The sequence below is a fragment of the Streptomyces venezuelae genome (assembly GCF_008642295.1).
Taxonomy (GTDB): domain Bacteria; phylum Actinomycetota; class Actinomycetes; order Streptomycetales; family Streptomycetaceae; genus Streptomyces; species Streptomyces venezuelae_C.
Genome location: NZ_CP029190.1, coordinates 5,266,156 through 5,288,529, shown reverse-complemented (window position 1 = coordinate 5,288,529; position 22,374 = coordinate 5,266,156). Strand labels below are relative to the sequence as shown.

The 22,374-nt window shown below is 72.8% G+C and carries 20 protein-coding genes; 12 read left to right on the top strand and 8 right to left on the bottom strand.

The window, feature by feature from the left end:
* Window positions 1–352: 352 nt before the first annotated feature.
* Together DEJ50_RS23835 and DEJ50_RS23830 are read left to right on the top strand one after the other, a co-directional pair.
* Window positions 353–1,021 (top strand): DUF4352 domain-containing protein, encoded by a 669-nt coding sequence (locus DEJ50_RS23835; RefSeq protein WP_150210148.1) that lies wholly within the window; start codon window positions 353–355, stop codon window positions 1,019–1,021.
* A 114-nt stretch (window positions 1,022–1,135) separates the two neighbouring features.
* Window positions 1,136–2,890 carry an NAD+ synthase gene (locus DEJ50_RS23830; RefSeq protein WP_150210147.1) on the top strand — a complete coding sequence of 585 codons (1,755 nt, stop codon included), beginning with the start codon at window positions 1,136–1,138 and terminating at the stop codon, window positions 2,888–2,890.
* A 35-nt stretch (window positions 2,891–2,925) separates the two neighbouring features.
* Here the strand turns inward: DEJ50_RS23830 and DEJ50_RS23825 are convergent, their stop codons facing one another.
* Window positions 2,926–3,954, bottom strand: a complete 1,029-nt coding sequence (locus DEJ50_RS23825) for an endonuclease/exonuclease/phosphatase family protein (protein ID WP_150210146.1) — start codon at window positions 3,952–3,954, stop codon at window positions 2,926–2,928.
* A 286-nt stretch (window positions 3,955–4,240) separates the two neighbouring features.
* Between DEJ50_RS23825 and panB the strand changes: the two genes are divergently transcribed.
* The 3 genes from panB to DEJ50_RS23810 all read left to right on the top strand — a co-directional run bounded on the left by panB (window position 4,241) and on the right by DEJ50_RS23810 (window position 7,129).
* Window positions 4,241–5,104, top strand: a complete 864-nt coding sequence (gene panB, locus DEJ50_RS23820) for a 3-methyl-2-oxobutanoate hydroxymethyltransferase (RefSeq protein ID WP_150210145.1) — start codon at window positions 4,241–4,243, stop codon at window positions 5,102–5,104.
* A 103-nt stretch (window positions 5,105–5,207) separates the two neighbouring features.
* A complete protein-coding gene (locus DEJ50_RS23815; protein ID WP_150212323.1) occupies window positions 5,208–6,275 on the top strand; it encodes an ATP-binding cassette domain-containing protein in 1,068 nt (355 codons plus the stop codon).
* A complete protein-coding gene (locus DEJ50_RS23810; RefSeq protein ID WP_150210144.1) occupies window positions 6,272–7,129 on the top strand; it encodes an ABC transporter permease in 858 nt (285 codons plus the stop codon). The genes DEJ50_RS23815 and DEJ50_RS23810 overlap by 4 nt, the downstream gene beginning before the upstream one ends.
* Before the next feature lie 8 nt (window positions 7,130–7,137).
* Here the strand turns inward: DEJ50_RS23810 and DEJ50_RS23805 are convergent, their stop codons facing one another.
* Entirely contained in the window at window positions 7,138–10,524 is a 3,387-nt protein-coding gene (locus tag DEJ50_RS23805) for an AfsR/SARP family transcriptional regulator (protein WP_150210143.1), read from the bottom strand.
* A gap of 74 nt (window positions 10,525–10,598) precedes the next feature.
* Between DEJ50_RS23805 and DEJ50_RS23800 the strand changes: the two genes are divergently transcribed.
* Window positions 10,599–11,396, top strand: coding sequence for a site-2 protease family protein (locus tag DEJ50_RS23800; RefSeq protein ID WP_150210142.1), 798 nt, complete (start codon window positions 10,599–10,601; stop codon window positions 11,394–11,396).
* Here the strand turns inward: DEJ50_RS23800 and DEJ50_RS23795 are convergent.
* Window positions 11,386–11,598: a hypothetical protein gene (locus tag DEJ50_RS23795; protein ID WP_150210141.1), complete on the bottom strand. Its 213-nt coding sequence runs from the start codon at window positions 11,596–11,598 to the stop codon at window positions 11,386–11,388. The genes DEJ50_RS23800 and DEJ50_RS23795 overlap by 11 nt on opposite strands.
* A gap of 109 nt (window positions 11,599–11,707) precedes the next feature.
* Window positions 11,708–12,412 (bottom strand): NADPH-dependent F420 reductase, encoded by a 705-nt coding sequence (npdG, locus tag DEJ50_RS23790; protein WP_150210140.1) that lies wholly within the window; start codon window positions 12,410–12,412, stop codon window positions 11,708–11,710.
* A gap of 94 nt (window positions 12,413–12,506) precedes the next feature.
* On the opposite strand from npdG, the gene DEJ50_RS23785 reads away from it, so the two are divergent.
* Window positions 12,507–13,142 carry a hypothetical protein gene (locus tag DEJ50_RS23785; protein ID WP_150210139.1) on the top strand — a complete coding sequence of 212 codons (636 nt, stop codon included), beginning with the start codon at window positions 12,507–12,509 and terminating at the stop codon, window positions 13,140–13,142.
* 40 nt (window positions 13,143–13,182) lie between these two features.
* Here the strand turns inward: DEJ50_RS23785 and DEJ50_RS23780 are convergent, their stop codons facing one another.
* Window positions 13,183–13,422, bottom strand: coding sequence for a hypothetical protein (locus tag DEJ50_RS23780; protein WP_150210138.1), 240 nt, complete (start codon window positions 13,420–13,422; stop codon window positions 13,183–13,185).
* 58 nt (window positions 13,423–13,480) lie between these two features.
* Here DEJ50_RS23780 and map point away from each other — a divergent pair, with 58 nt between their 5' ends.
* The gene (gene map, locus DEJ50_RS23775) at window positions 13,481–14,338 is read left to right on the top strand and encodes a type I methionyl aminopeptidase (RefSeq protein WP_150210137.1); all 858 of its coding nucleotides are present in this window, start codon (window positions 13,481–13,483) and stop codon (window positions 14,336–14,338) included.
* Window positions 14,339–14,497: 159 nt separating this feature from the next.
* Window positions 14,498–15,145: a heme oxygenase (biliverdin-producing) gene (locus DEJ50_RS23770; RefSeq protein WP_150210136.1), complete on the top strand. Its 648-nt coding sequence runs from the start codon at window positions 14,498–14,500 to the stop codon at window positions 15,143–15,145.
* A gap of 90 nt (window positions 15,146–15,235) precedes the next feature.
* On the opposite strand, the gene DEJ50_RS23765 is transcribed toward DEJ50_RS23770, so the two are convergent.
* Genes DEJ50_RS23765 through DEJ50_RS23755 form a run of 3 tightly spaced genes read right to left on the bottom strand, consistent with a single transcriptional unit; the run spans window position 15,236 to window position 18,892 of the window.
* The gene (locus tag DEJ50_RS23765) at window positions 15,236–15,895 is read right to left on the bottom strand and encodes a PhzF family phenazine biosynthesis protein (protein WP_150210135.1); all 660 of its coding nucleotides are present in this window, start codon (window positions 15,893–15,895) and stop codon (window positions 15,236–15,238) included.
* Window positions 15,896–15,913: 18 nt separating this feature from the next.
* Window positions 15,914–17,374 (bottom strand): HtaA domain-containing protein, encoded by a 1,461-nt coding sequence (locus DEJ50_RS23760; RefSeq protein ID WP_150210134.1) that lies wholly within the window; start codon window positions 17,372–17,374, stop codon window positions 15,914–15,916.
* A 45-nt stretch (window positions 17,375–17,419) separates the two neighbouring features.
* On the bottom strand, window positions 17,420–18,892 hold the full coding sequence (locus DEJ50_RS23755) for an HtaA domain-containing protein (RefSeq protein WP_150210133.1): 1,473 nt from the start codon (window positions 18,890–18,892) through the stop codon (window positions 17,420–17,422).
* A 116-nt stretch (window positions 18,893–19,008) separates the two neighbouring features.
* Between DEJ50_RS23755 and DEJ50_RS23750 the strand changes: the two genes are divergently transcribed.
* Genes DEJ50_RS23750 through DEJ50_RS23740 form a run of 3 tightly spaced genes read left to right on the top strand, consistent with a single transcriptional unit; the run spans window position 19,009 to window position 22,340 of the window.
* Entirely contained in the window at window positions 19,009–20,049 is a 1,041-nt protein-coding gene (locus DEJ50_RS23750; RefSeq protein ID WP_150210132.1) for a hemin ABC transporter substrate-binding protein, read from the top strand.
* 3 nt (window positions 20,050–20,052) lie between these two features.
* Window positions 20,053–21,393: a FecCD family ABC transporter permease gene (locus DEJ50_RS23745; RefSeq protein ID WP_223837885.1), complete on the top strand. Its 1,341-nt coding sequence runs from the start codon at window positions 20,053–20,055 to the stop codon at window positions 21,391–21,393.
* A 20-nt stretch (window positions 21,394–21,413) separates the two neighbouring features.
* Window positions 21,414–22,340, top strand: coding sequence for a heme ABC transporter ATP-binding protein (locus DEJ50_RS23740; protein WP_150212321.1), 927 nt, complete (start codon window positions 21,414–21,416; stop codon window positions 22,338–22,340).
* Window positions 22,341–22,374 lie beyond the last annotated feature (34 nt).

Genomic DNA, 22,374 nt, shown 5'->3' with positions numbered 1-22,374 from the left:
CCCGGCTCCCGCCGCGGCGGAAGCGCCGTCCGAAGCCCCGGCCGCGCAGCCCACCGAGCACGCAGCCGCGCACGCCGCCCTCGCGCCGCCGAACCCCTTCGCCGCGCCCTCCCCCACGGCCCCGCCGGCCGCCGCATTCGGCACGCCGGGCGGACCCGGCGCCCCCGGCGGACCCGGCAACCCCTGGGGCCCGCCCCCCGGTTACCCCGCACCGCCCTACCCGGGCGGCCCCGGCTTCCCCCCGCCCGCCGACACCAACGGCCTGGCCGTCGGCGCCCTGGTCCTCGGCATCCTCGCCGTCCTGACGGCCCTGCTCCCGTTCGTCTTCGCCCTCGCCCTCACCGTCGCCCCCGTGGCCATCGGCCTCGGCATCGCCGGCGTGGTCAAGGCCCGCCGCGGCTCGCCGCGCAAGGGCATGGCCATCGCCGGCATCGTCCTCGGAGCACTCGCCCTCCCTGCGGCGGCCGGCGGCGTCTTCTTCACCGTCCAGATCGCCGACGAACTGGAGGAGCGTTCCGACCGGTACGAGCGGAACATCGACGACGCGTACGACGACGGCTACGACGACCTCTACGGCGCCCCCGAGCCGACGGCCTCGCCAACCCCGAGCGACCTCCCCGGCCGGACCAAGCCGCTCGCCTTCGGCCAGACCTTCCGCTACGACGACGGGGTGGAGGTCACCGTCAAGGAGGCCAAGGGCTACAAGCCGGAACCCAACCGGTACCTGCCCGACCGCCCCAAGTTCGCGGCGAAGGTGACCGTCACCATCACCAACAACTCCGACAAGCGCATCGAGGTGCGGCTCGCCCTGCCCTCCGCCCGCGACGACAAGGGTCTGGAGGCGACCCGGATGTACGACGCCGAGGTGTACAAGCCCTTCGACGGTTCGCTGCTGCCGGGCCAGTCCGCCACCGGTGTGTTCGGCTACGGCCTGCCCGAGGACTCCAAGGGCCTCCAGTTCGAGATCGACCCCGGCCCCTCGGAGTACGAGGGCGCCATCTGGTCCGGCGCGCTGAGCTAGGCACGTCGACAAGGCGCGCTCGCCCAGGCCGCCCAAGGGGCCGAGGCGCCGAAGCGCCGAGGCCGAGGCACGGAACCCAGGACATCGCGTCAGAAAGACGATTACACTGGATCCGTGCCTCAACTTCGCCTCGCGCTGAACCAGATCGACGCGCACGTCGGCCACATCGCGGCCAACGCCGACTCGATCCTGCACTGGACCCGGCACTCCGCCGAGCAGGGCGCCCACCTGGTGGCGTTCCCCGAAATGGCGCTGACCGGCTACCCCGTCGAGGACCTCGCCCTGCGCGAGTCCTTCGTCGAAGCCTCCCGGACCGCCCTGCGCGAGCTCGCGGAGCGGCTCGCCGCCGAGGGGCTCGGGGAACTGCCGGTGATCGTCGGATACCTGGACCGGGCCGACCGGGCCGAGCCCCGGCTCGGCCGCCCGGCAGGCGCCCCCGAGAACGCCGCCGCCGTCCTGCACCGGGGCGCCATCGCACTGCGTTTCGCCAAGCACCACCTCCCCAACTACGGGGTGTTCGACGAGTTCCGCTATTTCGTCCCCGGCAACACCCAGCCGGTGATCCGGGTCCACGGGGTGGATGTGGCCCTGGCCATCTGCGAGGACCTCTGGCAGGACGGCGGCCGGGTCCCGGCCACCCGGTCCGCCGGGGCCGGGCTGCTCATCTCGGTCAACGCCTCGCCGTACGAGCGGAACAAGGACGACGCCCGCCTGGAGCTGGTGCGCAAGCGCGCCCAGGAGGCCGGCTGCACCCTCGCCTACCTGGCCATGATGGGCGGCCAGGACGAGCTCGTCTTCGACGGCGACTCGATCGTGGTCGACCGGGACGGTGAGGTCCTCGCCCGCGCCCCGCAGTTCTCCGAGGGCTGTGTGCTGATCGACCTGGATCTGCCGGCCGCCGCCGCGGACGCCCCCGAGGGGGTGGTCGACGACGGCCTGCGGATCGACCGGGTGGTGCTCTCCGAGGAGCCCCTGGCCCCGTACGAGCCGGTGGTGACGGGCGGTTACGCCGACCGGCTCGACGACGACGAGGAGATCTACGAGGCGCTGGTGACGGGCCTGCGCGCGTACGTCCGGAAGAACGGCTTCCGGTCGGTCCTGATCGGGCTCTCCGGCGGCATCGACTCCGCCCTGGTCGCCGCCCTCGCCTGCGATGCGGTCGGCGCGCAGAACGTGTACGGCATCTCGATGCCCTCCAAGTACTCCTCGGACCACTCCCGGGGCGACGCGGCCGAGCTGGCCCGCCGCACCGGCCTGAACTTCCGCACCGTCTCCATCGAGCCGATGTTCGACGCGTACATGGGATCGCTGGGGCTCACCGGCCTTGCCGAGGAGAACCTCCAGTCCCGGCTGCGCGGCACGATGCTCATGGCCGTCTCCAACCAGGAAGGCCACCTGGTGCTGGCCCCGGGCAACAAGTCCGAGCTGGCGGTCGGCTACTCCACCCTCTACGGCGACTCGGTCGGGGCGTACGGGCCGATCAAGGACGTCTACAAGACGGACGTCTTCCGGCTGGCCCGCTGGCGCAACCGGGCCGCCGGGGAACGCGGCGCGACCCCGCCGATCCCGGAGAGCTCCATCGAGAAGCCACCGAGCGCCGAGCTCCGGCCGGACCAGGTGGACACCGACTCGCTGCCCGACTATCCGGTGCTGGACGCGATCCTGGAGCGGTACGTCGACCGGGACCAGGGGATGGCCACGATCGTGGCGGCCGGGTTCGATGCGGAGCTGGTGGCGAAGACCCTGCGGATGGTGGACACCGCCGAGTACAAGCGCCGGCAGTACCCGCCGGGCACCAAGATCTCCGCGAAGGGCTTCGGCAAGGACCGCCGGCTGCCCATCACCAACGGCTGGCGCGAGCGCCCGTAGCCACGGGCTGTCGGCCACCGGCCACCGGCTACCGGCTACGGCTTCAGCGTCAGCCGGGCGGCGATCGGCAGGTGGTCGCTGCCGGTGCGCGGCAGGGTCCAGGAGGCCTCCGGCTTGATCCCGCGGACCATGATCTGGTCGATCCGGGCCATCGGGAACCCGGCCGGCCAGCTGAAGCCGAAGCCGTCACCGGCCGCGCCCTGGGTGGAGCGCATCTGCGAGGTCACCGGGGACAGGGCGCGGTCGTTCATGGTGCCGTTGAGGTCGCCGAGCAGGATGACCTTCCGCAGCGGTTCGGCGACCAGGGCCTGCCCGAGGGCCTCGGCGCTGTTGTCGCGCTGGTTGGCGGTGAAGCCGGCGTTCAGCTTGACCCGTACCGAGGGCAGGTGCGCGACGAACACCGCCACCTCGCCCTGCTCGGTGCGCACGGTGGTGCGCATCGCACGGGTCCAGCCCATCTTGATGTCCACCGGAAGGGTGCTGGTCAGGGGGTACTTGCTCCAGACCCCGACCGTTCCCTCGACGGCGTGGTAGGGGTACGCGGCGGCCAGTGCGCGCTCGTAGACGGGGACCGCGCTCGCCTTGAGCTCGGTCAGGGCCAGCACATCGGCGCCGGAGGTCGCCACCGACTCGGCGGTGCCGCGCGGGTCGGTGTTGTCGGCGTCCACGTTGTGGGTGGCCACGGTCAGGTTGCCGCCGCCGCCGGACTTGTCGGTGACCAGGCCGCCGAACAGGTTCAGCCAGACGCCGGCGGTCAGCAGTATCGCGATGAGCGCGGTCGCCGACTTCCGCCAGACCGCGCCCGCCAGCAGCAGCGGAACGGCCAGCCCCAGCCAGGGTAGGAAGGTCTCGATGAGGCTGCCGAGGTTGCCGATGTCGTTCGGCAGGTGGGCGTGGAAGATCATCACCAGCGAGAGCAGCACGGCCGCCGAGGCGAGCAGGATGCCCCGCCGCCAGATTCCGGGGTCCCTGCGCAGTTCGGCGAGCCGGCGCCGGACGGGGGATCCGGAGGGCTCGGGCTCCGAGCCGCCGTTCCCGGTGTCCGTCATATACGCCTGTGCCATGCGACTGCCCTCACTGCCGTGCTTGCGCTCCGTTCCCGCCCCTTGACCCTAGGCGATACCGGGAGCTCTCCGTGCCGTCCGTTCCGGTCCTACGGCCGAGAGGACGACCGGCTCCGGCACAAGGGTTCCCCTTGTCACGAAACGCGCACATTCACCCGGGCGGGCCCTGCGTGGCCACCGCCACGGCCCATGGCCACTTCCGCCCCGGGCCGGGCGGGTGCAACCATGGTGGGTGAGTCCGGGGACGCCGTCAGGGTGCCTCGAGATGACACAAGGAGCAGTTGCAATGACGCATGCCTCCGTTTCGCCTGCGCGCGAAACCTCCGGGCCCGTCCTCTACGGAGGAAAGGGTTCCCGGCGCATCACCGTCCGCGACCTCACCCTCGCCAAGGAACGCGGCGAGAAGTGGCCCATGCTCACCGCCTACGACGCGATGACCGCGTCCGTGTTCGACGAGGCCGGCATCCCGGTCATCCTCGTCGGTGACTCGATGGGCAACTGCCACCTCGGCTACGACACCACCGTGCCGGTCACGATGGACCAGATGACCATGCTGTCGGCGGCGGTGGTACGCGGCACCAGCCGGGCGCTGGTCATCGGCGACATGCCGTTCGGCTCGTACCAGGAGGGCCCGGTGCAGGCGCTGCGCAGCGCCACCCGCCTGGTCAAGGAGGCCGGGGTCGGCGCGGTCAAGCTGGAGGGCGGCGAGCGCTCGCTCGCCCAGACCGAACTGATCGTGCAGGCCGGCATCCCGGTCATGTCCCACCTGGGCCTGACCCCGCAGTCGGTGAACGCCATGGGGTACCGGGTGCAGGGCCGCGGGGACGAGGCCGCGCACCGGCTGCTGCGGGACGCCAAGGCGGCCCAGGACGCGGGCGCCTTCGCGGTGGTCCTCGAACTGGTTCCGGCCGAGCTGGCCGCGGAGGTGACCCGGTCGCTGCACATCCCGACGGTCGGCATCGGCGCCGGCGCGGAGTGCGACGCCCAGGTGCTGGTGTGGACCGACATGATGGGCCTCACCGGCGGGAAGATGCCGCGGTTCGTCAAGCAGTACGCCGATCTGCGCGGCACCATGACGTCCGCGGCCCGGGCCTTCGCCGAGGACGTGGTGGGCGGAACGTTCCCGCTGGAAGAGCACAGCGTCCACTAGCTCCGACCCGGCCCGATGGTTCCGGGCCCGACAGCCCTCCGACACCTCCGTGTCGGAGGGCTGTCGGCAGCCTGTCGGTGCGTTGTCGGTGGCGGCTGTTCTCATGGTGGGCATGACGCGAATCGACAAGAACCCCCAGAGCGGCGTGACGAACGCCGTGGAGGTCCGGGGACTGGTCAAGCACTACGGCGAGACCAAAGCACTGGACGGCGTGGACCTGGACGTCCGCGAGGGCACCGTCCTCGGCGTGCTCGGCCCCAACGGCGCCGGCAAGACCACCTTGGTGCGCTGTCTGTCCACCCTGGTCGTCCCGGACGCGGGCCGGGCGACCGTCGCGGGCTACGACGTGGTCCGCCAGCCGCGGCAGCTGCGCCGCACCATCGGCCTGACCGGCCAGTACGCCTCGGTCGACGAGAAGCTCTCCGGCTGGGAGAACCTGTACATGATCGGGCGGCTGCTCGATCTCTCCCGCAAGGACGCCCGTCGCCGGGCGGACGAGATGCTGGAGCGGTTCTCGCTCACGGACGCGGCCAAGAAGCCCGCGATGAACTACTCCGGCGGTATGCGCCGGCGCCTGGACCTGGCCGCTTCCATGATCGGCAACCCGGCGGTGCTCTACCTGGACGAGCCCACCACCGGCCTCGACCCGCGGACCCGCAACGAGGTCTGGGACGAGGTCCAGCGGATGGTGGCCGAGGGGGCCACCGTGCTGCTCACCACCCAGTACATGGAGGAGGCGGAGCAGCTCGCGAGCGAGCTGACCGTGATCGACAAGGGCCGGGTCATCGCCAACGGCAAGGTGGACGAGCTCAAGGCCCGGGTCGGCGGCCGGACCCTGCGGATCCGCCCGGTGGACCCGTCGGACGTGCCCGGGATGGCCCGGTCGCTGACCGAGGCCGGCCTGGACGGGCCGGCCGGCTCCCAGGCCATCCCGGATGAGGGCGCCCTGCTGGTGCCGATCCTGAGCGACGAGCAGCTGACCGCCGTGGTTGGCCTGCTGGCGGCCCGCGGGTACGCGATCGCCGATCTCGGCACCTACCTGCCCAGCCTGGACGAGGTCTTCCTGTCCATCACCGGCCACCGGGCCGAGTCCACCGAGCCCGCGGATGCCGCCGCCGAGCAGTCCGAGCAGTCCGAGCGGGCCGACCAGAACAAGGAGGTCGCGGCATGAGCACCGTCATCACCACGCGCACCGACGCCGACGCCGCCCCCGCGACCGCCCCGGCGGCGGCGCCGGCCGCCGAGGGCCGGATCGGGCTGCGGGCGCACCTGCGGCACATCGGCGCGCTGGCGCGCCGCAACACCCTGCAGATCAAGCAGGACCCCGAGTCGATGTTCGACGTCCTGTTCATGCCGATCATCTTCACGCTGCTGTTCGTGTTCGTGTTCGGCGGCGCCATCTCCGGCAAGGGCAACCAGGACGTCTACGTCAACTACCTCATCCCCGGCCTGATGGCCATGATGGGCATGAACATCGCGATGGCGGTGGGCACCGGTGTCAACGACGACTTCAAGAAGGGCGTGATGGACCGGTTCCGGTCCATGCCGATCGCCCGTTCCTCGGTGCTGATCGCGAAGATCGTGGTCGAGATCGGCCGGATGCTCGTCGCCATGACCATCCTGCTGATCATGGGCTTCATCCTGGGCCTGACCCTGCACGGCTCGGTGTTCCAGCTGCTGGCCGCCGTGGGCCTGTCCATGGTCTTCGGCGCCTCGCTGATGTGGATCTTCATCCTGCTGGGTCTGGCCATGAAGACCGCGCAGGCGGTCCAGGGCATGGCGATGCTGGTACTGATGCCCCTGCAGTTCGGCAGCTCGATCTTCGCCCCGACCACCTCGATGCCGGGCTGGCTGCAGGCCTTCACCGACGTCAACCCGCTGTCCAACCTGGCCGACGCGGCCCGCGCCCTGATCAACGACCAGGGCGCGGTCGCCCAGCCGGTGCTGATCACCCTGGCCTGGGCGGTCGGCATCACCGCGGTCACCGCCCCGCTGGCGGTCCGCAAGTTCCGCAGCAAGACCTGACCTCCGCGTCAGACGAGGGCGGTGGCCTGCTCCAGGGTGAGGCCGCCGCCCTCGGCGTACGCCGCCTCGTACGCGGCGTCGCCGAGCGCCTTCCGGGCCAGTTCCTCGGCCCGGGCGGCGTCCTCCCGCTCGGTGACGACGGGCACATGGCCGTCCGGCAGCAGGGCCCGGTAGGCGCCGAGCAGCCGGGCCGCATCGGCGGCCCGCTCCGGACCCCCGAGCCCGGCCAGCGCAGCCGCGCCCGTCATCAGGAAGACCGCCGGCATCTGCGGGGCCACCAGCAGCGCGAGCGGGTCCCGCATGGTGGCCAGGCCCTGCCGGAGCACCGTCCGGGTCTGTTCGTACGCGCCCTCCTGGTTGTCCAGCCAGGCCGTCACCGCGAACAGGTAGGCGTCGAAGACCGCGTACACGCCGTATGGCAGCTCATCGGTCAGCAGCCGCAGCTGGGCCCGGGCCTCGGCGAACCGGCCGGTCCGGCCGAGCCGGGTGGCGAGGAACATCCGGGCGGCCGGCATGGCCTCGTTGCCGAACCGCTGCCGGCCGCCGGTGATCTCGGTGAGGATCTCCTCCGCCTCCGCCCCCTCGCTCTCGCCCTGCTGGGAGAGCGTTCCGGCCAGCCGCACCCGCAGCACCGCGACCTGGCCCTGGGCACCGAGCCGTTCGGCATGCCGGATGGCGGCCCGGAAGTCCTCGGCGGCGCGGACGTACTCCCCGCGTTTCTCCCTCGATTCGGCGCGGGCGGCGAGCGCCTCGGCGCAGCCCCAGTCGTCGCCGAGATCCTGGAAGACCGCCAGGCTCTCCTCCGCGTCGCGGGCCACGTTCCCGGCCCAGTCGGCCCGGTTGGCCATCACATTGGCGCGCAGTTGGAGCGCGGAGGCCAGCTCCCAGCGGTGGCCGAGCCCCCGGGCAGTGTCCACGGTGGCGTCGATGACCTGCTGGAGCAGCACCGTGTCCCCGGCGATCATCACGGCGTAGACCCACAGTGCGGCGGGGGCCCGGCAGGTCTGCGGCATACCGGGGACGTAGGCCTCCAGCATGCCGTCCAGCTGGGTCCGCACTTCGGGGCTGTACCAGTCGGCCTTGCTCTGGTCGCGGGAGGCGAGCCGGATCATCTGGATGCCGCGCCAGGCCTCGGTGAGCAGCTCGCCGGTGTAGGGCGGCGGTGTGTCGACGATCCGGTCGTAGACCGGCCGGGCCGGGACCACCGGCTGCTGGAAGGGGTCGGGGCCGAGGGCGGCGGTGGCGTCGGACCAGTGCCGGGATTCGGTGCGGAGGTCGTGCATGTGCCAGTACCAGACCAGGCTGTGCACCAGGCAGAGGGCTTCGTCCGCCTCCCCCGCGGCAATGGCGCGGCGCAGGGCGGTACGGAGGTTCTCGTACTCGGTGGCGATGGTCCGGGCGGCGGCGCGCTGCCGCCGGCCGCGGAACAGCGGCTCGGTGGTCCGGGCGAGTTCCCGGTAGTGGACCAGATGCCGGCGCTCGGTGTCGGTCTTGTCCCCGGGGGTTTCGGCGAGCCGCTCCGCGGCGTATTCGCCGACGGTCTCCAGCAGCCGGTAGCGCATCTCCCCCTCGGCCGTGGGGGTGGCCACGACCAGGGACTTGTCGACGAGGGCGCCGAGCTGCCCGGCCACGTCGGCGGGGGCTCCGGTGGCTCCTCCGGCGACGGGTGCCGCGCAGACGGCCTCGGCGGCGGCCAGGTCGCAGCCGCCGGCGAACACCGACAGCCGACGCAGCACGGTGCGCTCGTGCTCGTCCAGCAGGTCCCAGGACCAGTCGACCACCGCGCGCAGGGTCTGCTGGCGGGGCAGTACGGTGCGGCTCCCGCTGGTCAGCAGCCGGAACCGGTTGTCGAGCCGGTCGGCGATCTGCCGTGGGGAGAGCAGCCGCAGCCGGGCCGCGGCCAGCTCGATGGCCAGCGGCAGCCCGTCCAGCCGGCGGCAGATCTCCACGGCGGCGGCCGGGTCCTCGGCCACGCTGAACCCGGGCCGGGCCGCCGCGCCCCGGTCCTGGAGCAGCCGCAGGGCGACGGGGTCGGGCAGCGGGTCCACCGGCCGCAGCAGTTCGCCGGGCACCCCGAGGGGCTCCCGGCTGGTGGCCAGGATGCGCACCCCCGGGCAGCGCACCAGCAGCTCCTCGGCCAGCCGGGCCGCTGCGCCGATGACGTGCTCGCAGTTGTCCAGGAGCAGCAGCAGCCGACGGCCGGCGCAGAACTCGACGAGGCGTTCCAGCGGGTCGTCGCCGGTCCGGTCGGTCAGGGCCCGCAGTTCGTCGGCCGCGCCGCCGCGCAGTTTGGTCTCCCGGGCACCGAGGGCGGCGAGGGTGGCCTCGGCGACATCGTCGGGGTCGTCGACCGGCGCGAGTTCGATCAGCCACACCCCGTCCGGCCAGCCGGCTCCCCCGGAGCCGGCCGCCGCGCCGCCACCGCCATGTGCCTCGGCGGCCTCCTGCGACAGCCGGGTCTTCCCGGCCCCGCCGGGGCCGAGCAGGGTGACCAGGCGGGCCCGGGCGAGGTCCTGGCCGATCACCCGGATGTCGTCCTCCCGGCCGACGAAGGTGGTGAGCCGGGCCCGCAGGTTCCCGGCGGGCGCTGCGGGGCCGCCGGGACCGCCGGGTCCTACTCCGGCCGGTGCAGCCGGTGCAGCGGGATCGCGCGGGCCGGGCGGGTTCAGGAGTTCCGTCTGGAGTTCGCGCAGGCCCGGGCCGGGGTCGGTGCCGAGCCGGGCGGCGAGGTCGCGGCGGACCTCCTCGTAGGCGGCGAGGGCCTCGGCCGGGCGGCCGGTCTCGCGCAGCGCCCGGATCCGCAGCGCCTGGAGGGGTTCGTCCAGGGGGCGTTCCGCGCAGAGGGCGGTGAGCTCGGGCAGCACCCGGTCCGCCCGGCCGAGGGCGACCGCCGCGGTGAGCCGGCCCCGGCGGGCGTCCATCCGTACGGTTTCCCAGCGGGCGGCCTCCGCGCCGGCGTCCGGCAGATCGGCGAGGGCGGGGCCCCGCCAGAGCGCGAGGGCCTCGCCGTAGAGGTCTTCGGCCCGGCCGGGGTCGTCTGCCGCCAGGGCCCGGCCGGCGGCCCGGGCCAGGTCCTCGAAGCGGAAGAGGTCGATGTCCTCGCGGTCGGCGGCGAGCCGGTAGCCGCGCCCGCCGGAGGCCACCGCCGCGTGCCCGACGGCGCGGCGGAGCCGGCCGACCAGCGCCTGCAGCGCCGCGACCGCGTCCGCGGGCGGGGTGGCGTCCGCGTCCCCGCTGCCGCCCCACACCTCGGCGACCAGCACCTCGGCGGGCACCGCCCGCCCGGGTCGCAGTGCGAGCGCGGTCAGCAGGGCCCGCAGCCGCGCACCGCCGAGGGCGACGGGGCTTCCGTCGTCCCGCTCCGCCTGGGCCGTACCGAGAATCGCATAACGCACCGACCCATTGTCACCGCCCGGGCGCCGGTGCCCCTGTGAATATCGGTCTGGGCCGTCCGGGTATGTTGCGGCCCATGGTTCATTCGGCGCGCCGCAGCGAGCGGCAGATCAGTCCGGTCTTCCTCGGCATCGTTGCGATCATGGCCGTGACCGGCTGGGCCGTCTGGACCGGCTACTCCACCAGCACCGGCCTCGCGATCTTCCTGTTCGTGACCTCGGCCTGGATCGTCTCGCTCTGCCTGCACGAGTACGCGCACGCCCGCACGGCGCTGCACAGCGGCGATCTGACGGTCGGCGCCAAGGGCTATCTCACGCTCAACCCGCTCGCCTACACCCATGCGCTGCTGAGCATCGTGCTGCCGGTGCTGTTCGTGATCCTCGGCGGTCTGGGCCTGCCCGGCGGTGCGGTGTACATCGAGCGCGGCCGGATCACGAAGCGCTGGCAGCACAGTCTGATCTCGGCCGCGGGCCCGCTCACGAACGTGGCCTTCGCGGCGGTGTGCACGGCGCCGTTCTGGCTGGACGCCCTGGACGGGGTGCCGTACGCCTTCCGCTTCGCGCTGGCGTTCCTGGCCCTGCTCCAGGTCTCGGCGGCGATCCTGAACTTCCTGCCGGTGCCGGGCCTGGACGGCTACGGGGTGATCGAGCCGTGGCTGTCGTACTCGGTCCGGCGGCAGGTGGAGCCGCTCGCGCCGTTCGGTCTGATCCTGGTCTTCGCGCTGCTGTGGATCCCGGAGGTCAACCGGCTGTTCTTCGACTTCGTGCACGGCCTGCTGGGCGGGCTAGGCGTCTCCGACCTGGAGTCCTACTGCGGCTGGGACCTCTACCGCTTCTGGCAGGACGCCCCGGAGATCTGCCTGGTCACGGAGTGAGCCCCGCGGTCCCTCCGGCCTCGGCGGCCCGGGCGGCCTTCTCGGCCTTCGCCTTGCGCAGGTAGAAGTAGGCGAGGTTGGAGGTCACCCCGGCCATCAGCACCCAGATGATCCCGAGGAAACTGCCCTCCACGAAGGCGACCACGGCCGCGGCCACGGAGAGCGCGCAGACGACAAGGGCGAACACGGCAAGGCGGGGCATGGGACGGGGCTCCTCGGGGACACTGGGGGGGTGATGCGTGATGCCCCTCCAGTGTCCCCCATCCCCCGCAGGGTTCCCGTAAGCCCCTGCCCTCAGATGTCCGTGACGCTCAGACGTCCGTGACCCGCAGGCCGGCGTGTGCTTTGTAGCGGCGGTTGACCGAGATCAGGTTGGCGACCAGGGATTCGACCTGGTGGGCGTTGCGGAGCCGGCCCGAGAAGACGCCCCGCATGCCCGGGATACGGGCGCACAGCGCCTGGACCAGGTCGGTGTCGGCGCGGGACTCGCCGAGCACCATCACATCGGTGTCGATCTCCTCGATGGACTCGTCCTGGAGCAGGACGGCCGAGAGGTGGTGGAAGGCGGCCGTGACCCGGGAGTCGGGGAGCAGGGCGGCGGCCTGCTGGGCGGCGCTGCCCTCCTCCGGCTTGAGGGCGTAGGCGCCCTGCTTGTCGAAGCCGAGCGGGTTGACGCAGTCGATCACGAGCTTGCCGGCGAGTTCCCCGCGCAGCGATTCCAGGGTCTTGGCGTGGCCGTCCCACGGCACCGCGATGATCACGACATCGCTGCGGCGGGCGCATTCGGCGTTGTCCGCGCCCTCGATGCCCAGGCCGAGCTCGTCGGCGGCGGTCCGGGCGCGCTCGGCGGCCCGGGAGCCGATGATCACCTTCTGGCCGGCCCGGGCGAGCCGGTAGGCGAGGCCGCGGCCCTGGTCGCCGGTGCCGCCGAGGACGCCGACCACCAGGCCGGACACGTCCGGGAGGTTCCAGGGGTCCTTGGCCGCCGGCTTGCTGTTGCTCTCTGTGGAGGTCATGGGGGCGAGCGTACTGCCGGGTAGCGCAAGGCCGAACGGGTGAGGCGCAGGGAACCCCGCCCGCGGGCGTCACACCTGCGGCAGGATGCCCCGTATGGATGCCGTCCGGGTCGCACTGCTGCGCGAGGTCCTCGCCGGTACCGAGTGGCCGGGTGCCGCCCGGCGGTTCGCCGGATCGCTGCGGAGATCGGTGGTGCCGTCCGGCCGGTCGGGCGGCCGGTCCGGCAGCGGGCTGCTGCTGGTGGGCACCGAGGCGTACGAGCCCTGGCACCTGGGGGCACACCTGGTGGACGAGGCGGCCTGGTCCGGGCTGCCGGAGCTGGCCCCGACCCTGGTGCGGCACCGGGTGCTGCCCGGGGAGCCGGCGCACCTGTCGGTCGGGCTGGGGCGGCTGGAGGCGGCCGGGCGCGGGGCGACGCTGCTGGTGGTCGCGCCGGAGGAGCCCGGGCAGGGACTGCTGGAGCGGGTGTACGGGGCGCGCCGGGCGGGGGCCACGGTGCTGTCCCTGGACGGTGGCGACCGGGAGCTGGGGGGCCTCGCGCACGAGGTGCTGTCGGTGCCGGTGGACGCGGACCTCGATCTGGACACGGTGCAGCACCTGGTCGGCGCGGCGGCCGGGGAGAACGCCGGGCCGGTGCAGCGGGGCGGCCCGCGGCGGTTCCGGGACCGGCTGGCGCGGCTTGCCGACCGGCTCGACCGGCTGACCGCACCGCCGCCCAGCCGCTGGTAGGGGTTCTGCCACCGGACCCGCCGGACCCAGCCCCGGACCCTCAAGGCGTCGCGGTGCCCTCGTCCTCCTCGCGGGACTTGTCGTTCCACTTGGGGTCGTTCTGCCATTCCAGGTTGCGCTCCTGGGCGGTCTCCATGGCGTGGGCCGCCTCTTCCGGGGTGCCGTACGGACCGAAGCGGTCCTTGGCGGGGCACTCCGGCCCTTCCTCGACCTTCTGGTGGACCAGGCAGTAGTACCACTCGCCCGGTTTGCCCACCTGGCGCTTCTTGAACAGGGCCATCCGCTGCTCCTTCCTCTGCCGCCATGCTGCCCGATACCCGCTGGATACACTCGCTTGCATGTCTGGCCAGTCGCTGCTCGTACCAGGGGAGCTCTCTCCCGCCCGTTCCGTCCCCGGAAACATCCGCCGGCCCGAGTACGTGGGGAAGCCCGCGCCCACTCCGTACCAGGGGCCGGAGGTGCAGACGCCCGAGACCGTCGAGGCGATGCGCATCGCCGGCCGGATCGCCGCCCAGGCGATGGAGGAGGCCGCCAAGCTGATCGCACCCGGGGTGACCACCGATGAGCTGGACCGGGTGGCGCACGAGTACATGTGCGACCACGGTGCCTACCCGTCGACGCTGGGGTACCGGGGTTTCCCGAAGTCGCTCTGCTCCTCGGTGAACGAGGTCATCTGCCACGGCATCCCGGACTCCACGGTGCTGCGGGACGGCGACATCGTGAACCTGGACGTGACGGCGTACATCGGCGGGGTCCACGGGGACAACAACGCCACCTACCTGTGCGGGGAGGTGGACGAGGAGTCGCGGCTGCTGGTGGAGCGCACCCGGGAGGCACTGAACCGGGCCATCAAGGCGGTCCGCCCGGGCCGCCAGATCAACGTCATCGGACGGGTCATCGAGTCGTACGCGAAGCGTTTCGGCTACGGCGTGGTCCGGGACTTCACCGGGCACGGCATCAACTCGTCCTTCCACTCCGGCCTGATCATTCCGCACTACGACAGCCCGCACGCGACCACCGTCATCGAACCCGGGATGACCTTCACCATCGAGCCGATGCTGACCCTGGGGACGCACGAGTACGACATGTGGGCGGACGGCTGGACGGTGGTGACCAAGGACCGGAAGCGGACGGCGCAGTTCGAGCACACACTGGTGGTGACGGACAGCGGGGCGGAGATCCTGACCCTGCCGTAGTTTCTTCAGATTCTCCGAGGTTTTGCCGACGCGGAGTCGGGAACAAGCTTTACCGACAGCACGTCGGGAACACATTGACTTAGGTAAGCCTAAGTAGCAGGATCGGGTGTGGCGGCGGGGGCCGCCACCCCTGGTTCGCCTTCCTCTGGAGGTCCTGTTTTGGACGCCTTCTCTACGGTCATCCGCGTCGCGTCACACGAACAGCACACCGAGGCCGAAACCTCGACCTTCATGAGCGACCTGCTGGGCGGCCGGCTCGGAGTGGATGCGTACGCGCGCTACACCGAGCAGCTGTGGTTCGTCTACCAGGCCCTGGAGGAGGGCGCCGAGGCCCTGAAGGACGATCCGGTCGCCGGCCCGTTCATCCGGCCGGAGCTGATGCGGCTCACCGAGATCGAGCGCGACCTGGCTCACCTGCGCGGCCCGCAGTGGCGCGAGACGCTGACCGCCCTGCCCGCCACCCGCGCCTACGCGGACCGGGTCGCGGAATGCGCCGCCACCTGGCCCGGCGGCTATGTGGCCCACCACTACACCCGCTACCTCGGCGACCTCTCCGGCGGCCAGATCATCCGCGACAAGGCGGAGCGGACCTGGGGCTTCGAGCGCAAGGGCGACGGCGTCCGGTTCTACGTCTTCGAGGCGATCTCCAACCCCGCGGCCTTCAAGCGCACGTACCGCGAGCTGCTGGACGCCATCGCCGCGGACGACCTGGAGAAGCAGCGCATCATCGACGAGTGCAAGCGGGCCTTCGACTTCAACGGGGCGGTCTTCCGCGAACTGGGCAACCAGTTCCCGCTGTCAGCGTGACCGCCTGACCGCCGCGCCACACATCGTCCAACGCAGTCAGGGGGCGGGCCCGTTCGACGGGTCCGCCCCCTGACCGCGTGATTCCGTGGTTCAGGAGGCGAACCGGACCCGGCCGCCGATCTCCACGGTGCCGTCCGGCCCCGGAGCCGTGAGGATCTGGGAGCCTGCACCCTGGGTGATGTTCAAGGCCCGGTTCAGCTCCGCCGTCAGCAGCAGCGCCGCCGAGCCGGTGGCCTCGTCCTCCACGATGATGCCGTCCGCCCGCCGCGGGAACCCGCGGGCGCGGACCCGGCCCGCCCGCTCGTCCTCCCACGCCCATGCGTAGAGCCAGCCCTCGCCCGGCGGCGGGGCCGGCAGGGCCTCGACCTCGGCGGGGGTGGCGTACTGCCGGGTGTGCTTGGTCGTGACCCACTCGGGGCGGGCCGTGATCCAGGTGAACTCGCCGTCGTCGCGCGCCCACACCGGCCCCACCGGCGGGTTCAGCTCCTCGATGTCCAGCAGCCAGGCCACCCCGACCAGCGGGTGTCCCGCGAAGGACATCCGGGTGCCGGGGGTACGGATGTCGACGACCCCGCGCTCGGAGTCGTCGACGAACACCGTCTCGCTGTAGCCGAGTTCGGCGGCCAGGGCCTGCCGGGCCGCGTCGTCGGGGACCGGGCTGCCGTTCGGGCCGGCCCGTACGACACCCAGCAGGTTGCCGTGCCGCCCGTCGCCCGCACAGAAGACCTTGAGTACATCGAGATCGTTCACGCGGGCATTGAAGCACGGTCAGATGCCGGCCGTACGGCGGCGGCGGGCGGCGAACACCGCACCCGCGCCGGCCGCCACCACCACACCGGAGGCGGCGAGCAGGCTGCCGGCCGGGATCTCGGCGCCGGTGGCGGCGAGGTTGCCGCCGACGGAGCCACCGCCTCCGGCGGTCCCGGCGCCTCCGGTGCCACCCGTGCCGCCGCTGCTGCCGCTGCCACCGGCGGTGCCGGACGGGAGGGCCGCGTCCCGGTCCACCGCCACCGAGAGGGTCAGCGGGTCCACCGCCTGGCCCTTCTGGTACATCGAGCCGGTGGTGCCGTTGGCGAACACGGCCGCACCCTCGGCGGTGAAGACGGCCGGAACGGAGTTCAGGGTGAGCACCCCGCCCTTGGTCCGGTAGTCGGCCTTGGAGAGGTCGAGCGTGGCGAACGGAACTCCGGTGCGGGTACCGGAGGCCGTCTTGACGTCGAGAACCAGGGTGCCGGTCTTCCCGGCTGCGGTGACCCGCAGGTTGCTGAAGGTCATGTCGATGCCGTGGGCGGCGTACAGGAAGCGCAGGCTGCCGTTGAACGAGGCGGTCAGCTTCTTGTTCTTGGCGTCGAGTTCGCCCTTGCCGAGGGTGAAGTCGAAGAGTTCGCCGTTCTTCACGGCCCCGGCGGCCGGGGTGACCGAGCCGCCCGCGCCCTGCACATAGCGGCGGAACGATTCCTTCATGCCCCAGGTGGCCTTGCCGCTGAGGATCTTCTGCGGGCCGTCGGCCGGCTTGGTGGTCTGGGCCGGGGGCTTGGAGGGGGTCGCGGGGGTGCCGGAGGTCTGGGTGGGGGCCGGCTTGGTGGTGGTGCTCGAAGGGGTCGGCTTCGTGGACGGCTGCCCCGAGGGCTGCGGCTTGGGCTGCTCGAACTCCGGCTTCACGGTGAGCGGGTCGCCGGGCTTGTTCTCGTACGAGGCCGAACCGAGGGAGTCCGCCGCCTGCTTGGTGAGGGTGGTGGCCAGCTTCTCCATCGCCGGCCCGGTGAAGGCCACGCCCGCCAGCGGCACGTCCTGGTCGGTCTTGCCGCCCTTGGTGACGTCCGCGGTCACCTTCTTGGTGCCGGAGTCGATGCGGAAGTCGGAGAGCTTGACCTCGAAGCCGTGGCCGGCGGGCGGGGCGGGCGAGAAGAAGGTGACGCTGCCCTGGAAGGCCGCCTTCACCACATGCGTGGCCGGGTCGTACTGGCCGGTGGCCGAGCCGAACCGGAAGGTGCCGTCGGCGTTCCGCACGGCCCCGTCCGCAACGGTGATCTTTCCGGCCGCCATGCCCGTCACGTAATTGCGGTAGCTCTCCTTCACGCCCCAGTCGAGCGTGCCGCCGACGATCTTGATCGGGACGGTGGGCCGTTCCGCGGCGACCGCCGGGAGCATCAGGGCGGTCGCGCCCAGGGCGGCGGCGGTCAGGGTGGCAGCCGCGATGGCAATCGGGCGGCGGTGGGACAAGGACATGGCTGAGGTTCTCCTGAACAGAGGATAGGTAGGCAGGTAGGTAGGTCAGTCCTGCGGTACGGATCCGCGGCGCTTGCGGACGGTCAGGAACGCGGCACCGCCGGCCAGGACCAGCAGGGCGGCGCCGAGGGCGACGTACAGCCCGGTGGACGAGGACTCCTCCGCCTGCCCGGCCTTCGCGGGGGCGGGCGCGGTGCCCTTGCTCGCGTCCGGGGCGGGGGCGGGCACCGGCGAGCCGGTGGAGCCGAGGTCGGGCAGGGCCGGCAGCTTCGCGGCCGGGTCGAGCGCGACCGCGAGGGAGACCGGGTCCATTTCGGTCCCTGCCTTGTACATCGAGTTGAAGGCCTTGGAGCCCGCCTCGGTGAGGGTGGCGGGGGCTTCGGTGAGGACGGCCAGCTGTCCCTCGGTCTTCAGACCCTTGGCGTCGAACTCCACCAGGGGGACGGCCGGCTGGGTACTGCCCGCTGTGGTGACATCGGCGGCGAGCACGCCCTTGCCGTTCTCGACCCGGACCGCGACCTTGCCGAGCCGGAGGTCGAGGTGGGCCCCGGTGAAGTGGACGGTCCCGGCGAAAGTCGCGTCAAGGGTGCCCTTTCGGCCGTCGTACGCACCCTTGCCCTGCGGGAAGCGGAACAGTGCACCGCCGTCCTGGGCGCCCTCGGCAAGGGTCCACTTGCCCTGCCCGATCGAGCCGGTGACGTACTCGCGGAAGGTGCGGCGGACACCCCAGTCCACGGCCGCGTCGGCGAAGGCGCCCTCGGCGGTCTGGCCGGCGGCCGGGCTGCCGGAGGGGGCGGCCGGGGACGCCGTCGGCGAGGCGGCCGGTTCGGCGACGGCGTCCCGTACGTCGACGGAGAGCGAGACCGGGTCGAGCCGGGTGCCGGCCGGGTAATAGCCGGCGAAGGAGGCGGCGCCCTGCTCGGTGAGGGTGGCCGGGACGTTGTTCAGGGCGATGGGGCTGCCGCCGCCCGTCATCCGGATACCGCCCAGGGACAGGGCGGCGAAGGGCACCTGGGAGCTGGTGGTGACCGTTCCGGTGTCCTTGGCCTTGCCGGTGACGTCCACATGGAGGGTGCCCTTGCCGCCCGAGATCCGGACGGTGGGCCGGCTGAGGGTGAGGTCCAGTTCGTACGAGCCGTCGGGCTTGGCGTGGCCCTGGAACTGGACCCCGCCGGTGAAGGCCGCGTCGAGCGATCCTGCACCGGGGTCGTAGGAGCCGGCCGCGGAGTGGAAGCGGAACAGGCTGCCGCCGACCGTGGCGGCTCCGCTCTTCAGCCGGAAAGCGCCTTTCCCGATGGGCCCGGTGACATAACTCTGGAACGAGGACTTGATGCCCCAGTCGAGCCGGCCGCCCTGCACCGTACGGCCCGCCGCCTCGGCGGGGGCGGCGGGGAGCAGGACGCCCAGCAGCGCCGCGAGCAGGACCAGGGAAAGGCTCAGCGGCAGGGCCGGCGGCAGGGTGTACCGCCGCCGCGGCGACGGGGTCACTGCGCACGCACGGACAGGTCTGACGGGCATGAAAAGTCCCCTCCAAGGTCTGGCAAGTGAGGTTAGGCTAACCTAAGCTTCACCCGCCCGGGTTTGGCAAGACCCCGGCCCCCAGAACCTCAGCCGGACGACAGGACGGTGCCTTCGTGCCTACGCCCGCCGCTTCAACCCGCTTTCCCCGCTTGGCCGTTGCCTTCGCGGCACTGGCCCTGGCGGTGACCGGATGCGCAGGGAACGCCGCCGACCCGGGCCCCTCGGCCCGGCCGGCCGCCGCACCGGACCGGGTGGAGCCGCTCGCACCGGTGCCGGTGCCGGCGCTGCCGGCGACCGTCCCCTCGGCCGACGGCCGACAGGTCACCATCACCTCGGCGGACCGGATCGTGCCGCTGACCGGCAGCCTCAGCGAGATCGTGTATTCGCTGGGCCTGGGCCCGAAGGTGGTGGCCCGGGACATCACCACCACCTTCGAACAGGCCGCACAGCTGCCGGTGGTGACACGAGCACATGACGTCTCGGCGGAGAGCGTGCTCTCGCTGCGCCCGACCCTGGTCATCGCAGAGACCACCACCGGCCCGGCCGAGGCGGTGCAGCAGATCCGCGATGCGGGCATCCCGCTGCTGGTCGTGGCCCCGGCCAAGTCCCTGGACGACGTACCGCAGCGGATCGGCGCGGTGGCGCAGGCGCTGGGCGTGCCGCAGGCCGGGGAGCAGCTCAGGCAGCGCACCGCCGACCGGATCGCCACGGCCCGCAAGGAGATCCCCGCGGAGGCGGGCGCGGGCGGCGGGGCGGGGGCGTCGAAGAAGCCGCGGGTGGCCTTCCTCTACCTGCGCGGCACGGCCTCCGTGTACATGCTGGGCGGCGCCCAATCCGGCGCGGCCTCGCTGCTGGAGGCGGCCGGTGCGGTGGACGCGGGCAAGGAGTCGGGCCTGGACAAGGACTTCACCCCGATCACCAGCGAGGCCCTGGCCGCCGCAGCGCCGGACGCGATCCTGGTCATGGCCAAGGGCCTGGAATCGGTCGGCGGGGTGGACGGGCTGGTCAAGATCCCGGGCGTCGCCCAGACCCCGGCCGGGATGGACCGCCGGGTGGTCACCGTGGACGACGGGATCCTCCTCAACTACGGCCCCCGCACGGACCAGGTCCTCAGCGCCCTGATCGCCCAGCTCTACCACCCCGGCAAGGCGTGACCGGTGACCCTCCCCTACGACCCCGCCACCCCGCGCCCCGCGGCCGAACCGACGACGGTCACCCCGGCGGATTCCCGGGCCGGCGGCCCGGCGAGACCCGCGGCAGCGCCCAAGCCCGGCGCCACGGCCGGCATCCCGGCGGGCCCCCGGGCCGGAACGTCCGCGGAACCCGGCGCCGAAACCCCGGCAGATCCGTGGGCCGGCGGCCCGGCGGGCGCCACGGCAGGGCCTCGGCCCGGGAACCGGGCCGGGAACCGGGCCGGGACCCCGGCGAGACCCGAGGCCGATACCCCGGCGGAGCCGAAGGCGCGCACACGGCTTCGCCGTGGCACCGGACTGGCCGTCGCCCTCCTCACCGCCCTGGTCCTGCTCGCCCTGCTGTCCGCAGGACTCGGTGCCTACCGGATCCCCACCGCCGACGTGCTGAGCTCCGTCCAGTACCGGCTCGGCCTCGGCGGAGCCCCGCTCGACCGGGTCGCGGAGAGCGTGCTGTGGAACGTACGGCTGCCCCGTGTGGTGCTCGCGCTGCTCGTCGGCGCCAGCCTCGGCTGCGCGGGCGCGCTCATGCAGGGCGTGTTCGGGAACCCGCTCGCCGAGCCCGGGGTCATCGGCATCTCGGCCGGCGCCGCCGTCGGCGCGGTCGCCGCCATCGCCTTCGGGCTCTCCTTCCTCGGCAACTGGACCGTCACCGCCTGCGCGTTCATCGCCGGACTGATCACCGTCGGCTCCGTCTACCTGCTCTCCCGCAGCGGCGGGAAGACCGAAGTGGTCACCCTCATCCTCACCGGCATCGCCGTCAACGCCTTCGCCGGCGCCCTGATCGGCCTGTTCGTCTTCTTCGCGGACAGCGGCCAGGTCAACCAGATCACCTTCTGGCAGCTCGGCTCACTCGCCCAGGCCACCTGGGCGAAGGTGCTCGCCGTACTCCCCTGCGCCCTCGCCGGGCTGTTCCTCGCCCCGCTGTACGCCCGCCGCCTCGACCTGCTCTCGCTGGGCGAACGCCCGGCCCGGCACCTCGGGGTGGACGTGGAGCGGCTGCGTCTCGCGCTGATCCTGCTGGTCGCCCTGCTCACCGCCGCGGCGGTCGCCGTCGCCGGAGTCATCACCTTCGTCGGCCTGCTGGTACCGCACCTGCTGCGGATGGCCAACGGCCCCGGCCACCGCTTCCTGGTGCCCGGCAGCGCTCTCGCCGGAGCCCTGGTGCTGGTGGCCGGCGACCTGGCCGCCCGTACCATCGCCCAGCCGGCCGAGCTGCCGCTCGGCGTGCTGACCGCGCTCCTCGGCAGTCCGTTCTTCTTCTGGCTGCTGCGCCGCACCCGCCGGAAGCAGGGAGGCTGGGCATGAGCATCAGCATGAAGCCGGGCATGAAGCTGCTCGGCGGGCTGCTGCCCACCCGCAACCGGCGCAACCTGCCCGGGCCCGCCGCACCCGGCGCCCTCCTCGCCGAGACCGCCGGGCTGCACGTCCGGCTCGGCCAGCGGGAGGTGCTCGGCGGGGTCGACCTGGCCGCGCGGGCGGGCGAGGTGCTCGCCCTGGTCGGGCCGAACGGCGCCGGCAAGTCCACCCTGCTGGCCGCGCTCGCCGCCGATCTGCCCGCCTCGGCCGGCAGCGTGCGGATCGACGGCCGCCCGGTCGGCGACTGGTCCCCCGCCGAGCTCGCGCTGCGCCGTGCCGTCCTCCCCCAGTCGGCCGCGATGTCCTTCCCGTTCGAGGTGGCGGAGGTGGTCCGGATGGGCCGCGCCCCCTGGGCCGGCACACCGTACGAGGACGAGGACGAAGCCGCCGTGGCCGCCGCCATGGCCGCCACCGAGGTCACCGGGTTCGCGGCCCGCCCCTTGTCCGCGCTGTCCGGCGGGGAGCGGGCCCGGGTGGCCCTGGCCCGGGTGCTGGCCCAGCGGGCTCCGCTGCTGCTGCTCGACGAGCCGACCGCCGCACTGGACCTGCGCCACCAGGAACTGGTCCTCCGGGTCTGCCGGGAGCGGGCCGCGGCGGGCGACGCGGTGGTTGTGGTCCTCCACGACCTGGGGCTGGCCGCCGCCTACGCGGACCGGGCGGCCGTCCTGCACGACGGCCGGATCGCCGTGGCCGGACCGCCCTCCGAGGTGTTCGAGGACGAACTGCTGAGCCGGGTCTACCGGCAGCCGGTGGAGGTACTGCCCCATCCGCGGACCGGCGCCCCCCTGGTGGTACCCGTACGGGCCTCCGTACGGGCCGCAGTACCGGGCTCCGCGCAGGACCCGGACCGGGCTCCGTACGGGCCTGAGCGCGGAGCGGCCCGCGGCCCCCGATAGGGTTCACCGCGTCGGTGTGGGGGCGGGGCGCGAC